At 42.8% G+C, this 15,255-nt stretch carries 11 protein-coding genes; 1 reads left to right on the top strand and 10 read right to left on the bottom strand.

Going from position 1 to position 15,255, the window contains the following annotated elements; genetic code table 11:
- Positions 1–130: 130 nt before the first annotated feature.
- From IQ234_RS15340 to IQ234_RS15300, 9 genes are all read right to left on the bottom strand, one after another.
- Positions 131–2,755, bottom strand: a complete 2,625-nt coding sequence (locus tag IQ234_RS15340; RefSeq protein ID WP_193957716.1) for a DNA polymerase III subunit alpha — start codon at positions 2,753–2,755, stop codon at positions 131–133.
- Between the two features lie 82 nt (positions 2,756–2,837).
- Positions 2,838–3,668 (bottom strand): amino acid ABC transporter substrate-binding protein, encoded by an 831-nt coding sequence (locus IQ234_RS15335; RefSeq protein ID WP_193957715.1) that lies wholly within the window; start codon positions 3,666–3,668, stop codon positions 2,838–2,840.
- Between the two features lie 73 nt (positions 3,669–3,741).
- Positions 3,742–5,262: a circadian clock protein KaiC gene (kaiC, locus tag IQ234_RS15330; RefSeq protein ID WP_185238623.1), complete on the bottom strand. Its 1,521-nt coding sequence runs from the start codon at positions 5,260–5,262 to the stop codon at positions 3,742–3,744.
- A gap of 429 nt (positions 5,263–5,691) precedes the next feature.
- Positions 5,692–6,618 carry a branched-chain amino acid transaminase gene (locus IQ234_RS15325; protein ID WP_193957714.1) on the bottom strand — a complete coding sequence of 309 codons (927 nt, stop codon included), beginning with the start codon at positions 6,616–6,618 and terminating at the stop codon, positions 5,692–5,694.
- 24 nt (positions 6,619–6,642) lie between these two features.
- Positions 6,643–8,403, bottom strand: a complete 1,761-nt coding sequence (locus tag IQ234_RS15320) for a M61 family metallopeptidase (RefSeq protein WP_193957713.1) — start codon at positions 8,401–8,403, stop codon at positions 6,643–6,645.
- Between the two features lie 327 nt (positions 8,404–8,730).
- Positions 8,731–11,181: a transglycosylase domain-containing protein gene (locus tag IQ234_RS15315; protein ID WP_193957712.1), complete on the bottom strand. Its 2,451-nt coding sequence runs from the start codon at positions 11,179–11,181 to the stop codon at positions 8,731–8,733.
- A 126-nt stretch (positions 11,182–11,307) separates the two neighbouring features.
- Positions 11,308–11,889 (bottom strand): rod shape-determining protein MreD, encoded by a 582-nt coding sequence (mreD, locus tag IQ234_RS15310; protein ID WP_193957711.1) that lies wholly within the window; start codon positions 11,887–11,889, stop codon positions 11,308–11,310.
- Positions 11,856–12,605 carry a rod shape-determining protein MreC gene (mreC, locus tag IQ234_RS15305; protein ID WP_193957710.1) on the bottom strand — a complete coding sequence of 250 codons (750 nt, stop codon included), beginning with the start codon at positions 12,603–12,605 and terminating at the stop codon, positions 11,856–11,858. The genes mreD and mreC overlap by 34 nt, the downstream gene beginning before the upstream one ends.
- A gap of 73 nt (positions 12,606–12,678) precedes the next feature.
- Positions 12,679–13,716, bottom strand: coding sequence for a rod shape-determining protein (locus IQ234_RS15300; protein ID WP_002751082.1), 1,038 nt, complete (start codon positions 13,714–13,716; stop codon positions 12,679–12,681).
- 226 nt (positions 13,717–13,942) lie between these two features.
- Here IQ234_RS15300 and IQ234_RS15295 point away from each other — a divergent pair, with 226 nt between their 5' ends.
- Positions 13,943–14,293: a single-stranded DNA-binding protein gene (locus IQ234_RS15295; protein ID WP_002731888.1), complete on the top strand. Its 351-nt coding sequence runs from the start codon at positions 13,943–13,945 to the stop codon at positions 14,291–14,293.
- Between the two features lie 56 nt (positions 14,294–14,349).
- Here IQ234_RS15295 and IQ234_RS15290 read toward each other — a convergent pair whose 3' ends face one another.
- The gene (locus IQ234_RS15290; RefSeq protein ID WP_193957709.1) at positions 14,350–15,159 is read right to left on the bottom strand and encodes an aminotransferase class IV; all 810 of its coding nucleotides are present in this window, start codon (positions 15,157–15,159) and stop codon (positions 14,350–14,352) included.
- Positions 15,160–15,255 lie beyond the last annotated feature (96 nt).

Here is a 15,255-nt window from a genome sequence, read left to right as displayed (position 1 = left end):
CCATCCCGAACTCGGTTGTGAAACTTCACCGTGGCCAAGATACTTGTCGGGTTGCCGACCGGGACAATAGCTCGATGCCAGGATTATTCTTTCCTACCCCTCAATCTCACCAGATTGGGGGGTTTGGCTTTTAGGAAAAATCAGAGGATTTTAAATCTAAACCTCGCTCAAATATTGTATCTATGGCTAACATTTCTCCATCGCTAGTCATAAATTTATGATCTTTGGTTGCTTGGATAGTTTGGCCATTTTCTAGGGTGTATTCAAAGACTTCTTGTAAACCTCGCTCGTGCCATTGAGAGATTGGTTGACTATAAACAAAACCATTTTTATCTACACTATAAACAGTGCAGTTAATTTCTTCGCTCACAATTTTAGCAATTGGTAATAATCCGTATTCCTCAGTTAAAATTAACGTCTCACCTCCCAGACAATATTCGGCAAAATTTACCATCTGTTCAAAGAGATTTTCAGCGATTCTTTTTTCCACACCATTTTTAGCAGCACCATCGATAAACATCTCCCTTTGTTTCTGCATTTCAGAGGCTTTTTTCTTGCCCATTGCCCGACGCAATAGATCCGCTTCTCCTAGGGAATAACCCGCTAAATCCTGCGCCATTTTCATAATCTGTTCTTGATAGACTAAAACTGCGTAGGTTTCCTTAAGAATTGGTTCCAATAAAGGATGATCATAACGAATGGGTTCTTTACCGTGTTTTCTGCCAATAAAGAGAGGAATTAATCCCGCATCTAAGGGACCAGGACGATAGAGTGCTAAGATTGAAGATATGTCCTCAATACCCGATGGTTTTAACTCTTTAACGATCTGTTTCATCCCCGATGATTCTAACTGGAAAATACCTTCTAAATCCCCTTCTTCTAGTAATCCGTGGGTTTTGAGAATATCAGGAGGTAGTTTTTTATGTTCCCCTTTAGCCCGAATTTGCAGGGCTTTTCTTTCATCTAAAGGCAACTGATCAAGATCGATATCTATGCCCTGATTTTGTTTAATTAAATCGGCGGTTTTTTTCAAAGTGGTTAAATTTCTTAACCCTAAAAAGTCCATTTTTAACAATCCCAATGATTCTAAATCCTCCATAAAATATTGGGTAATTACCGCTCCATCATTATTTTTCTGGAGGGGAACCACTTCATCTAAAGGTTGGGAAGAAATGACGACTCCCGCAGCATGAACTCCGAAGGTTTTGTTAGTACCTTCGATCCGAATTGCCATATCTAACCAATGACGCACATGGGGTTCCGTATCGTATCTTTCTTTAAATGCTGGTTCGGGAGTTTCATCGGAAATCATCACTTTTAAAGGTGTGGGTTTACCGCGAGAAACGGGAATCATTTTCGCCATTTTATCCGATTCAGCGTAGGGAATATCTAACACCCGCGCCACATCTTTTAAGACAGCTTTTGATGTCATACGGTTAAAAGTAATGATTTGGGCAACATTAGCCTCCCCGTATTTTTCCGTGACGTATTGGATCATTTCATCCCGTCTCTCGATACAGAAATCCGTATCAATATCAGGCATAGATTTTCGTTCAGGATTGAGAAAACGCTCAAATAATAAACCGTGATGAACGGGATCAATATTAGTTATTTTTAAAGAATATGCTACCAAAGAACCCGCCGCAGAACCGCGTCCTGGACCGACGGGAATATCATGATCTCTAGCATATTTTATATAGTCCCAAACGACGAGAAAATAGGTAGAAAATCCCATTTTCTGTAACATTTTTAATTCGTATTCAAGCCGTTCTTTGTAAACAGGTTCAATCTCGTGACGAGAAGGACATTTTAATCTTTCTAGTAATCCTAACCAAGCAATTTCTTCTACATAACTATCAGCAGTATGTCCCGCAGGAACTGGATATTTAGGTAGTCTTGGTTCATTAAATATGTTATAGGGTTCAACTTTTTCTGCTACTTCTAAGGTGTTATTAATCGCTTCTTCAATCACATCTTCTGGCAGATGATCACGGAAAAGTAAACGCATTTCATCAGCAGATTTTAAGTATTCTGTGCCGCTATAACGGAGGCGTTTATCTTCAGTAATTAACTTGCCAGTTTGAATACAAAGTAAGGCATCATGTGCCTCTACATCGTAACAGGAAATAAAGTGAGAATCGTTAGTAGCGACTACTTTAATTCCTAATTCTTTAGCAATTTTAACTATTTCTACATTCACAATCCGATCTTCTTTAGAACCGTGGTCTTGAATTTCTAAATAAAAATCATCACCAAAAAGTTTTTTATACCATTTAGCAGTTTCCTTGGCCAGTTTTCTATTATTAGCTAAAATCGCTTGGGGAATCTCTCCACCCAAGCAAGCACTGGTAACTATCAATCCTTCGTGATATTGTTGTAGTAACTCTTTATTGATACAAGGACGAGCAAAAATGCCTTTACCTTGAATACCTTTCAGATTAGAAATAGTGGTTAATTTAACCAGATTTTTATAGCCTTGGGTGTTTTTGGCTAAAACAACTTGATGATATTTTCGGTGGCGAAGATTGACTTCAATATCGCCATTAACTACATACATTTCGTTGCCAATAATTGGTTTTATTCCCTTATTACGACAGGTTTTAATTAATTCGATCGCACCATACATGACTCCATGATCGGTTAAAGCGATCGCTGGTTGTCCTAATTCGATCGCTCGATCAATTAGTGACGGTAATTGGGAAGCACCATCAAGTAAGCTATAATCACTGTGAATGTGTAAACCAACAAAAGACATAATTTTTCAGAAAAAAGTGACAAGGAAAAAGAAAAAAACTAGAATTTACTTACTTTTAATTTTCAGCAATTACAGTCTATTTTTAGGGTTGATTGAGAATCGTATAGGGGAAAAAACCTTGTTCTAAATTAAACCATTGTTCTCGCAGTTTCCGGTTATCATTGCTGCCGACGACAGTATCAACAAATTTTTTCCATTCGGGATCGTTTTTGGGTAAAATACAGCCATAAAGTTCGGTGGTAATCGGTTGACGGGGTAGTAGCACAAATTCTCGGGGATCCTGTCCTTGTTTAACGATTTCCCCCAGCAGAAGAATTCCATCACTAACCACTGCTTTAACTTCTCCCCTTTGTAATTTTGCCACTGCCTCACTTCGATCGCTGACAGCTTGCCAATTAGCCAGAGGATAGATATAACGAATAATACTATCGGTGGTGGTGTGGGGAATATAGGCGATCGCAACTGCCTCTAAAGTGTTATTAATATCTATTTTATCAACATTTTCCCTTTTAGTTAAAAATTGCGCTCCTGTCATAAAATAGGGAATAGAAAAATTAACCTTTTCTAGTCTTTCTTCCGTAATTGTTGCCGCGTTACAGGATAAATCTACCTGTCCCTGTTCCACTTGCTGAAAACGATTATTAGTCGTCGCTTCTGTAAAGTTTATTGTAACCGGTTTCCCTAATTCTTGTTCTAATCGACGTTGGACTAAGCGCATTAATTCCACTCCGTAACCTGTCCATTGTCCCGTTTTATCATCGATATAACTAAAGGGAGTAGCGTCTTTTCTGGCTGCCGCTTTTAATTCTCCCGTGCGAGCAATTCTTTGTAAAACTGTTTCCGCTAAGACTGATAAATGTAGGTTATTTATCAGTAAAAGACCTAGAAAAATCAACCAAAAGTTTTTAGACATATCAAGAAAGCAAGAAGGAGATAGGGAGAAAAAAGCTAACCACCGACGTGCGATTAGCAAATGTTGCTATATTTTAACTACGATCCTCGAATAATCCACTCAAACGTTCTACTTCTGTTTGTGCTGTGTACATAGGAGTTCCAGCCAGAATTCCGGTAACATTGCGGAAAGGTTGACCAATGTGCATACCTTGATGATCGATAGAAAACTCACGAATATCCTTATCGTGCATAGAACCGCGCATTTTTAAAACAGTGATACCGCGGCGCATTTCTCCATACATTTCCACATAACGCAGCAGAATAATTGAATCGGTAATTGTAGAAATATGCGCTTCTGTGATCGAGGAACCTCCTAATAAAGTGGGAGTGGTGGAAGTAAATAATCCTCCCACCTCTTTTTGTTTAATAAAAGAAGTCAAACCGATAATAAATTCCCGAAATCCTTTCAGATTAGAAACCCTTTCTAAAGCAGATAAACTATCTACTGCCACTCGATTAGGTTGAAACTCCTCGATAATTTCCTTCATCATAATTAAATGATTTTCTAAACCCGTAGTTTCGGGATAACGGCAGACTACCTTTAATTTACCTTCCTTTTCCATGCGGTCATAATCCACACCCCAACCGATAGCATTTCTAAATAACTGTTCGCGACTTTCCTCGAAGGCAAAAATTAAACATCTTTCCCCATTGGTTACTCCCCCGGCCATAAATTCTGTCACCATCAGGGTTTTTCCTGTTCCCGTGGCTCCTGAAACCAAAATAACCGAATCGCGGAAGAAACCACCACCACACATTCTATCGAGTTCCAGACTGCCGGAAGTAATACGAATATTAGAGGATTTTTGTTCCAATTCAATGGCTGATAAAGGAATAATCACGGCCCCTTTATTGGGAATAATTGTAAAAGGAAATTCTCCTTTTTGGTGATCGGTTCCCCGATATTTTAAAATTTCGATTGTCCTTCTTCTTTTCTCATCGGTTAAAACGTTGCGTAAAATCACCACATTATCGGCCACAAACTCCTCCACCCCATAACGACTGATTTCGCCGTATTCTTGGGTTCTTTCTGCGGTCATAATCGCTGTTACTTCCAATTCTCGCAAAGCGGTTGCCAGACGAAAAAGATCACTTCTCACTTGAGCGCTATCACTTAAATGGCTAAAAATTGCGCCTAAAGAATCCATAGACACCCGTTTGGCTTTATTTTTGCGGATAGCAAACTCAATGCGAGCGATTAATGCGCCTAGGTCGTATTCTCCCGTCACCATCGGCTTTTCTTCCGGTTGGGGGGAAGCATCGACAAAGGCCCACTGACGATTTTCCTCCCACTGCCGGATATTCCAACCAAAACCACCCATATTTTTTCTGAGTGCTTGGGGTGGCTCCTCGAAGGTGACAAAAACGCCATTTTCTCCATTTTTGATGCCTTCTGCGAGAAATTGACAGGCAAAGACCGTTTTAGCACTTCCTGCTGTTCCCGCTATCAAAGTTGCTCTTCCTTTCGGTAATCCCCCTTCCGAAAGAAAATCAAAGCCGGGGATTCCTGTTTCTAACTTCTCAATCAACTCTAGGGGATTATTTTGCGTCATTTAAGTTCTCTATGAAAACGAGCTAATGTTTATTGTACCTATTTCAGTGACCAGCGATACCAGAAATTCATCCCTAGTTTGAGAGTTTGAGCATTGGTAATAAAATTTCCAAGACATCGTTTAAATGCAGCACAGCTTAACCCAAGAATAAATGGAAACTAGATAATACGATAATACTAAATCCGTTGAGTAACGCACAGAAAACGGGTTTCTCCGAGAAACCCGTTTTCTACTCATGTACTCATGCAAAACGGAGAATAAATAATCAGTTTTTAATAACTGGATTTAGTATAAGCAGGTAAATCTCCGCCACAATTAACACAGGAAGGAATCAAACCTAAAAATAGATAAATTCTGTTTATTTCAGGGTTACTTGAGATGCGTCAAATAATGGCGCATCTCAAGTAAAAATCAAGTAAAGTTCCCTAACTATAAAGGAACTTTAGTAATCCAATCTTGATACTTTGGTTCCTGATTGAGAACGATAGAGCTTAACTTTTCTTTTAACTGATAAGTAATCGGTTTAGCTGCGGGTAAAGAAAAAGTTTCAATCTTTTTAATCGGAGTAATTTTCGCCGCAGTGCCACTTAAAAACACCTCATCAGCGATAAATAACTCCGTCTTATCTACAGGTCTTTCAATAACTGGAATACCCAAATCCCGCGCAATAGTTAAAACACTATCTCTAGTAATCCCCTCTAGAATATCTTGGTCAAAACTAGGAGTAATTAGCTGACCATTTCTGATGATAAAAATATTCATTCCCGTCGCTTCACAGACTTTACCCTGAGAATTCATTAAAATTGCCTCATCAAACCCCGATTCTACCGCTTCCGTTTTTGCTAAAGCAGAAGTGATATAAGCGGCGCTAATTTTACCTCGCAACGGGAAACTTCTATCCTCTTGACGATACCAAGAACTAATCCGACAGTTAACCCCATCGGCTGCCAAATAATCATCCATTTCTAGACCATAGACTAGAAAATCCTTCTCGATACCATGCAATCGCGGGGCAATTCCCAACCCGGAACTATAGACAAGGGGACGAATATAAAAAGGTCGATGACACTGATTATTTTTGACAAAATCGATAATTATTTGATAGATTTTATCAGCAGGAATATCGTAATTAAGAAACTTAGCACTTTGACTTAAACGCTGACAATGACGTTCTAATCTAAATAATAATATCTGTCCCGGATTGCTAGGGTCGGGAGTACCTCGTAAACCCCCAAAAGCGGCAGTTCCGTAGTGTAGTGCGTGGGTAGCAACGGATAATTTTGCCTCACTAAAAGGGATAAATTTATTCTCAAAATAGGCGAGAGGAAGGAAAGGAATTTCGGCGGTAATAGACATTTTTTTTGTTGATTTAACCAAGAACTAAACGGGATTTACCCATGCAGAAAAATTTTGTTTCTGGCTATTAGAAGGATTTTCTACCCTGATAATTTCATAGCGAATCGTCTGCGGGGTGGCCAGTGGAACAGCAAGGGTTCGCAATTCATCGAGATGAAAGACTGTTATCTGAATAATATCACCTGCGCGGTAGTCTTTTAATCTTTCGTTTAACTGTTCCGCCGTCACCCGCAATCCATCGATAGCCAATAATTCATCATCAGCATTAATTCCCGCTTTTTGGCAAGGGGAACCCATCTCGACAAATTTAATTATTTCTTTACCCGCTTCACTCTGTACCCGTATTCCCAGATAAGGTATCGTCTCCCCATTGTCAACACCCCGCAGATAGAGTCCAAAAGGTTCAAGATATTCATTAAAGGGTAATTCTGCCAAACCGTCGATATAACGCTGGTAGAAGTCGCTTAAATCCACTCCTGCAGCCGATTCGAGAATTGCCTGCAATTCCCCATCGGTATAACCAATCTCCTCTTTACCGAAATGTTGCCACATCGAGCGTAAAACATCATCGAGGGAACGACGGTTATCGGTGTGGGTGCGAATTAGTAAATCGAGAAGCAGCGACAATAATTCCCCCTTGAGATAGTAGGAAATTTGACTATTATCACTATTGCTATCCCGTCGATAGAGTTTTATCCAAGCATCGAAACTCGATTCGCCTAGCGGTTGGACAAGACGACCGGGTATATTGAGATAACGAGTAATTTCCTTGCTTAAAAGCTCTAAAAAAGTCTTACTATCGTATATTCCCGCCCGTAGAGGGATTATCATATCGTAATAACTGGTGGTTCCTTCGGCAAACCAGAGGGAAGACGTATAATTTTCTGCATCATAATCGAAGCTTTCTAAAGCTTTTGGGCGAATACGCTTGATATTCCAGAGATGAAAGAACTCATGGGCGACTAATTGCAAAAAACGATGATATTTATCCTTATCTCGCAATCCCAAACGCGCATAGTTAAGGGTACAGGAATTTTTATGTTCTAGTCCCCCGTAACCAGCCGCCGAAAGATGTAGCAAAAAGAGATAATTATCATAGGGGAGTCCACCGAACATAGCCGACTCAGTTTGAATAATTTTAGTGGTATCGGCGATAATTTGACTAGGATTGGCGTTTCCCCGTCCCCAGATAGCTAATTGATGGGGTTTTCCCTCGACGACAAAATCGTATAACTGATGAATCCCCACCTCCACAGGACTGTCCACTAGGGTGTCAAAATCGGGAACGTAAAAGGTGTTTTTCTGTCCGGTTAAAGATTTTAAGGAAGTGGTAACGCGCCAATCGCCATGGGGAGGGATAATTGTCAGGGTGAGGGGATGTTTTTGATAATCGGGGATATAGAAGAATAAAGCAGCCCCGTTGAAGTAACCGTGAGTATCATCAAGATGGTTGGTTCTGACGGTTAAATCGTGGGCAAAAACGCGATATTTGACCGTTATTTCGGAACTGTCACCATTGTCAATCTGCCAGTGATTTTTAGCAACTTTGCGACTGTTAAGGTTAATAGCTTGAAAATCTTGGACTAAACGGGAGTATTCCCGCACCAGATAGGAACCGGGAGTCCAAACCGGCATTTTTAGGTTTAAAATCGGAGCTTGCCAACCGGTAATCTGTAGAGTGACTTCAAAGAGGTGTGAAGTCGGTTCCGACATAGCCACTTGATAGCTGAGACTTAAACGAGTTGAGGAGATGGTAGTGGGGGAAATAAGACTGGTCATCGGCATTAAACAAGCTTTTTAGTTATTATAGCGGCAAGCTTTCGGCTAATTTACCCGGTTTCGCCGCCAAAAATCCGATGGTTTTCCAAGATTTGACCTCTTGCACAATTAATTTTTGAGGGTTCAAAAACGGCAAAAATAAGGATTAAATCGCCTAAAATCTGTAAATAGACTATTTAATTGATTATTACTTATTCTTAATTCTCCTGACTACTGACTACTGGCTACTGGCTCCTAACCCTAACAACAATTTTTGATTTTTACAAGCGGTCTATTTTACCGAGCAGTTTGGCAAAGAAAACCCCCGCAAATCCTGCGGGTTTTTTTGCCGATTCAGCGTCTTTCTGCCGGGGGTGCGGGAGGAGCTACATCGGGGGGAGAAGTTACCTCTAGGGGAACCGAACGAGTTTCGGGAGCCGCCACATTGACGGGAACGGTAATCGGTTCGGCTGCTGCGGGGGCCGTATTTTGAGGACTAGGAGCAGCGGCACTGGTAGGAGCGACTCTAGTACGCCGACGACTAGAACGGCGTTGGCCCGGTTCGTTAGTATTAGAACGGACGATAGTTTGCTCACGACTTACCCGAACCCGTCGCCGTCTGCGGATGGGTCCTTCGGTGGGGGAACCCTCATCACTGCTGGCTAAACGATTGTTAGTAGTTTGGGTGAAGTAGGTACGTCGGGGTTTAATTGGTTCCGCTTTTAATGTCACTGGACGTTTGCCTAAATTCGGTTCTGGGAAACCTTGATAGGGAATATCCTTAATTGCTTCTAACATAAATTGTCGCCACATCCAAGCGGACATGGTACTGGCTCCATTGGTGGGTTTATTATTGTCATTACCGAGCCAAATTCCCGTGACTAATTGGGGAATATAACCGACAAACCAAAGGTCGCGAGCTTTATCAGAAGTGCCGGTTTTTCCTGCCACCGGACGACCAATTTGTGCGGGGGTTCCTGTTCCCGAATTAACCACATCCTCCAGCATCCAAGTCATCGTCGCTGCCGTGTTTTTATTCAGAGCAGTTTTCGGTTTAAAATTGGCTTGATAAATTACTTTACCATTGCGATCGAGTACCTGATTAATACCGTAAACTGGTTGATGCACACCATTATTAGCAAAGGTTCCGTAGGCGCTGGTCAATTCTAAAAGATTGACTTCCGAAGCACCCAAAGCCAAAGAATAAGTGGGTAAAAGTTTCGACTGGATACCCATATCTTGAGCCAATTTAATCACCGGATTCCAACCGACGGCCACTAACACCTGAACTGCCACCACATTCAGGGAAGAAGTCAAAGCATCGCGCATGGACACCTCGCGGCCGCTATACCTATCGCCGTAGTTTTCCGGTTTATAACCATCCACCACATACTGAGCATCTTTATAACTAGAATAGGGGGATTTCCCCGCCGCAATCGCCGCCGCATAGACAAAAGGTTTAAAAGTAGATCCCGGCTGACGTTTTGCCTGTGTCACCCGATTGAATTGATTCTTATCGTGGTCAATTCCCCCGACCATAGCCTTAATTTGCCCATTTTTGGGGTCAATTGCCACTAAAGCCGCCTGTTGGAAGTTCTGCCACTTGCCATAACGAGAAACCGCTCTTTCTACCACTTCCTCCGCTTCGCTTTGCCAACGAGGATTAAGGGTGGTTTTTACCACCAATCCCCCCGCTTCTAGGGTTTTAGCGGGAACCAGTTGCGGCAGTTCTTTTTCCACATAATCGGTAAAATAGGCCGCTTGCCGTTGCAGACGTTTTAGGGGACTGGTTTTAAGTCCTAGGGGAGATGCGATCGCCAGTTTGGCTTGAGCAGCAGTAATAAATCCCACCTCGGCCATAGTTTTGAGAACGATATTACGCCGTTCTAGGGCAGCTTTAGGGTTTTCGAGGGGAGAATAGAGACTAGGAGCAGGAACAATGCCGGCAAGGGTGGCAGCTTCGGCTAGAGTTAATTTATCGACGGGTTTACTGAAATATAACCAAGCGGCATCGGCCAGACCGTAGGCCCCGGAACCGAGATAAACTAGGTGAAAATAACGCTCTAAAATCTGGTCTTTTGTATATTTATCTTCTATTTTCTGAGCGATACGCATTTCGCGTAATTTGCGATCAAAACTCCTTTCTTGGGATAAAAAGACAATTCGGGCCAATTGTTGGGTGATGGTGCTGCCTCCTTCCACCACTCCCCCGGCTCTCAGGTTAGAAAAGAGAGCGCGAGCAATACCCTGGCCATCAACTCCCCCGTGTTCGCGAAAACGGCGGTCTTCACTAGCGATAAAGGCCTCCTGTACCAGTTGGGGAACTTGGGCAATTTTCACGGTTTCGTAGGTACTAGGGCCATTTTGCTTGAGGATTTCCCCATTAGCGGCTTGAATTGTCAGGGTGCCGGGACGAGCATAGGTTTGTATATCGGCGATATTTTGCGGTAGAGAGGTTTCAAGGCGATAAATGCCCCAACCTACCCCCAAAAGGCCACCTGTTACGCCTAATCCCAATCCCAAGTACAAGCCAAAGCGGGGATGTTGTCGCCATTGCGGTAAGGGGGAATTATCAATCAGGGTAGTAAATTTGTTTTTTATGGGTTTAAATGTCTCTAGAGCCTTGCTACTGGCTTGGGAGACTAAATTAACCTTTTTTTCTTCGGAAGATGCTTCTACTCGCTTTTCTGGGGCAACTGGCGCAGATTCGGAGTCAATAGGATCGACTTTAGGGGGTTGCTCGGAATTTTCTAATTTATTAGCGAGATTATGAAAAAATTGACTAAGTTTTTGTTTGTATTTCATGTTAGTTGAGCGGGTGAGGGAGTGAGAATGATGAATGATGAATTATGAATTATGAATTGGGGAGAGGGGAGAGGGGAGCAGGGAGAACAAATAAAAATAATCTCCTGTCTCCTGTCCCCTGTCTCTTTAAAGATCGCTAAATTGTCGCCACCATTGCTGGAGAGGATAATAGACGAGGGGAGTCCAGAGACTACTAAGCAGAGCAGAAGTGAGGCCAATGCGTTGATAATCGAGCCAAAGATCAGCGAGATTTTTGCCTCCTTGTAGATAGTATTGAAAAGCGATCGCACCATTGGCAATTAAAGTCATAACAAAGACAATTAAGACCACGGCGATCAATTCTTCTTTAACATAACGTTGTCGGTGTAAACGGGAAGTAAGGAAACCGATCAGACCAAAAACCATGATATGGGAAGGATAATTAGAGGTTAAACTATCTTGAATAGTGCCGATCGCTAATCCGGCCACCACACTATCGAGACAAGAGCGATTGAGACTCCAACTAACCAACCAAATCAGTAACCAGTTGGGAGCGATGCCTAAAATCTCCATCCCCGGTAGCCGCATTAAGGAAAGAAAAGCACAGAGAAGCAGGGAAGCGATAGTGACTAAAATATTCAGGATAAAACGAGAACGGGCTGATAAACGGCTTAATTTCAGCATAATTCCCCCTCTCACTGCTGGGGTTGCGGGTGAACGAACACCCATTCGAGATTGTCCACGGTGGCGGTAAATTCAATTTTGGCGGTAGGGGCGGGATTTTCCTGTAAATTAAGGGAAATTATACGACCGATGGGCAACCCCGGCGAAAAAAGACTACTAAAAGCCGAAGTTGTCACCACGTCTCCCGGTTTGACATCGGGAGCTTTTTCAAAAAAGCGCAGGGTGGCGACTTGGGAATTCTGACCTTGAATTAAACCCATGGCCCGACTACGATTCACCGTTGCTCCGATGCGACTTTGGGAATTACTGACCAATAAAACTTTGCTGGTGTGGGGGGTAACTTCCGTAATCCGTCCCACTAAACCGCCAATTCCCGTCACCGAAGCACCCACTGACACACCATCGGTGCTACCCCGACCGATAATTACCTGTTGCCACCAATCATCGGCACTGCGGCCAATAATTGGAGCAGAAATCAGGGGTTTTTTCTGGGTTTGATAATAACCAAGCTGTTTTTTTAATTGTTGATTTTGATATTCGACTTCACTTAAACGATTTTGTAATTCTCGCACCCGTTGATCGGCCAGAAGTTGCTCTTGCAGATTAGTTTCCTCTCCCTGAAAAGGACGAGTTAATAAACCATACAATTCTAAAATCGCCCCACTTTGATAGGTGCGAATGTACCAAGCTCCCCCCAAAGCGGCAGCGAGCAGAAAAAGTCGCCATCCCTGCTGTGTCCATTTTCGTCGTGCTGAATACATGAGCGATTTTAAACCTCTTGGCTGTGTAGAGTGAGAATCCGTGTGTTTTGCCGCTAACCGATCCTAGTGACCTTTAGACATTGCGAGTTGTTTCATTAACGATCCGCTCAAAGAGTTTCTGATTTTTTAACACTTCTCCCGTGCCTTTGACCACACAGCGTAGGGGATCTTCAGCGACATGGGTAACGATACCGGTTTCGTGACTGACTAGGCGATCGAGTCCCCGTAATAAAGCACCTCCTCCCGCTAACATGATGCCGCGATCGATAATATCAGCAGCTAATTCGGGGGGAGTTTTTTCTAGGGTACGTTTGATCGCATCAACGATCACGGAAAGTGGTTCATCCATACTTTCCCGCACTTCTTCCGCTTTGATGGTCACGGTGCGGGGTAAACCGGACATGAGATGCAATCCCCGCACTTCCAGAGGAGGAAATTCATCTTCGGGGGAGGGATAAGCTGAACCAAGGCGAATTTTAATATCTTCGGCTGTACGTTCCCCGATAATCAGGTTATGGACTTTTTTTAGATAGGCGATAATTGAGTCCGTCAGTTCATCCCCGGCGACGCGCACCGATTCGCTGATCACAGTCCCATCAAGACTGAGAATCGCCACTTCCGTGGTGCCACCACCGATATCGATGATCATATTTCCCGTCGCTTCCGAGACGGGTAAACCAGCACCCAAGGCTGCCGCAACGGGTTCATCAATTAACCCCACTTCTCGCGAGCCGGCATTTTTGGCCGCATCCACCACCGCGCGTCTTTCTACTCCAGTAATCCCACTGGGAACACCGATTACCATGCGGGGATTGCCAATCGTGCCATCGAGCGCTCGTTTGATGAATTCCGCTAACATGATCTCGCAACTGTAAAAATCGGCGATTACCCCATCGCGCAGGGGTCGCAGCGCGGTGACATGGCCCGGAGTGCGACCGAGCATTTTTTTGGCCTCCTCCCCGACAGCGACCGGGTTACGATCTTGATCGATCGCCACTACCGATGGTTCCTCTAAAACGATGCCTTTCCCTGATACATAAACGAGGGTATTTGCTGTACCCAAGTCTATCCCTATGTCCCTTGATAAGCCTAGTCCTCTAAAAAAACCCACTTGTTTTCACTCCTGTTCTGATAAATAAAACGTTGCTATAGCTAGACTTTCGATCGAATCGACTTGGATTTTATTACGTTTTGTTTCTCAAGTCTAGTTAATTATCGCTTCTTTCTCTCCAGATTTACCCAGGTCTTTGCCCTAATTTTCTGGCTGCCCACAGGCCAAGGCCAAGGTTTCGAGCTAAAATGAACATACTATTGTACTAAATTGAGAATTTAAGACCATGAGTGTAAATCTGGTTCATTTGGTGGGACGAGCGGGGAGAGACCCAGAAACCAAGTATTTCGAGTCGGGTAAGGTTTTATGTACTTTAACTTTAGCGGTTAATCGTCGCTCGAAAAATAGCGATCAGCCGGATTGGTTCGATCTGGAAATTTGGGGTAAAACGGCGGAAGTGGCCGCTAATTATGTGAAAAAAGGCGGTTTAATCGGGATTAAAGGGTCTTTAAAAATGGATACCTGGAATGATAAAAACACGGGATTAGCTCGCTCTAAACCGGTGATTCTTGTTGATCAATTAGATTTACTCGGTTCTAAGCGCGATAGTGAGGCTAATTCCGAGCGAGAATTTTAAAGCTTGAGCGGCATTATCTCCAGCTTTTAGGTGTGTTAATCTCTAGTAACACACCCTTATTTATTCTCTAATTGACTGAAAAAATATTGCTGTAAATCTGGTAAAATTTCTCTATAAATAGCTGTATTTATCTCTATATTCCAGCCAAGAATAGAATTAAAAGGGATAATTTCCACCACGGAATTACTATAAGCAATCCCTTGTAAAGTCTTGACAAATTCCGGAGTCCAGCGATTTTCTTCTAGGGAAATATTTTGTTTTTTTAACCAGCCGATCAAAGCCGAGCGCCCGATTCCGGGTAAAATATCAGCAGTCAGCAGGGGACTGTACCAGCAATTATCTTTCCATCCCCATAAATTGCCCGTGCTAGTTTCTAACCAATTCCCGAATCGATCGACTAATATTGCTTCTTTTGCTCCTTTTTTTTGAGCAGTTTGTGACGCTAACCAAGGGGTTAAATAATTACCAGTTTTATGTTCTCCTAAAACGCGTTGCCAAGCGGGATTATCTATTACCCAGCCAATAATTCCTTGCTCTTGTCTAAGGTTTAAATCTTCGGGAAGAAATCTGCCTTTAATCCACTCCCTACCATCGGGAAAAATTGTGATTCTCAGGACAGGATAGAATCGGGATAATTCTTCGGCTCCTTGGCGAATTCGCTGCCAATCGGGATCAGGCCAGTGGAAAACTTGTAAACTAGAGTGCAGACGTTGGAGATGGTCTTGCCAATGGGTTAGGGGATGATCTAAGCTTTGTTGATAGATACGCAGGGTAGTAAAGAGTGTGGCTCCATAAAGCAGTCCAATATCATCAATACCCAGACTTATTCGCTCATCCTCGATTAATTCGCCATTATACCAATACATAATCAGTTATCAGTTATTTTAGCCGTCAGGAGACAGGAGACAGGAGACAGGAGACAGGAGATTATTTTTATTTGTTCTCCCCACTCCCCACTCCCC

The sequence above is a fragment of the Microcystis aeruginosa LEGE 91341 genome (assembly GCF_015206885.1).
Classification (GTDB): domain Bacteria; phylum Cyanobacteriota; class Cyanobacteriia; order Cyanobacteriales; family Microcystaceae; genus Microcystis; species Microcystis aeruginosa_H.
The sequence above is the reverse complement of the archived record's forward strand: the minus strand, read 5'-3'. Positions and strand labels throughout refer to the sequence as shown.

Excerpts from the sequence above, each read along its gene's own strand:
- IQ234_RS15295 (WP_002731888.1), top strand. The coding sequence starts at position 13,943 with ATGAGTGTAAATCTGGTTCATTTGGTGGGACGAGCGGGGAGAGACCCA.
- IQ234_RS15335 (WP_193957715.1), bottom strand. The coding sequence starts at position 3,668 with ATGTCTAAAAACTTTTGGTTGATTTTTCTAGGTCTTTTACTGATAAAT.
- IQ234_RS15320 (WP_193957713.1), bottom strand. The coding sequence starts at position 8,403 with ATGCCGATGACCAGTCTTATTTCCCCCACTACCATCTCCTCAACTCGT.
- mreC (WP_193957710.1), bottom strand. The coding sequence starts at position 12,605 with ATGTATTCAGCACGACGAAAATGGACACAGCAGGGATGGCGACTTTTT.
- IQ234_RS15340 (WP_193957716.1), bottom strand. The coding sequence starts at position 2,755 with ATGTCTTTTGTTGGTTTACACATTCACAGTGATTATAGCTTACTTGAT.
- mreD (WP_193957711.1), bottom strand. The coding sequence starts at position 11,889 with ATGGGTGTTCGTTCACCCGCAACCCCAGCAGTGAGAGGGGGAATTATG.
- kaiC (WP_185238623.1), bottom strand. The coding sequence starts at position 5,262 with ATGACGCAAAATAATCCCCTAGAGTTGATTGAGAAGTTAGAAACAGGA.
- IQ234_RS15325 (WP_193957714.1), bottom strand. The coding sequence starts at position 6,618 with ATGTCTATTACCGCCGAAATTCCTTTCCTTCCTCTCGCCTATTTTGAG.
- IQ234_RS15290 (WP_193957709.1), bottom strand. The coding sequence starts at position 15,159 with ATGTATTGGTATAATGGCGAATTAATCGAGGATGAGCGAATAAGTCTG.
- IQ234_RS15315 (WP_193957712.1), bottom strand. The coding sequence starts at position 11,181 with ATGAAATACAAACAAAAACTTAGTCAATTTTTTCATAATCTCGCTAAT.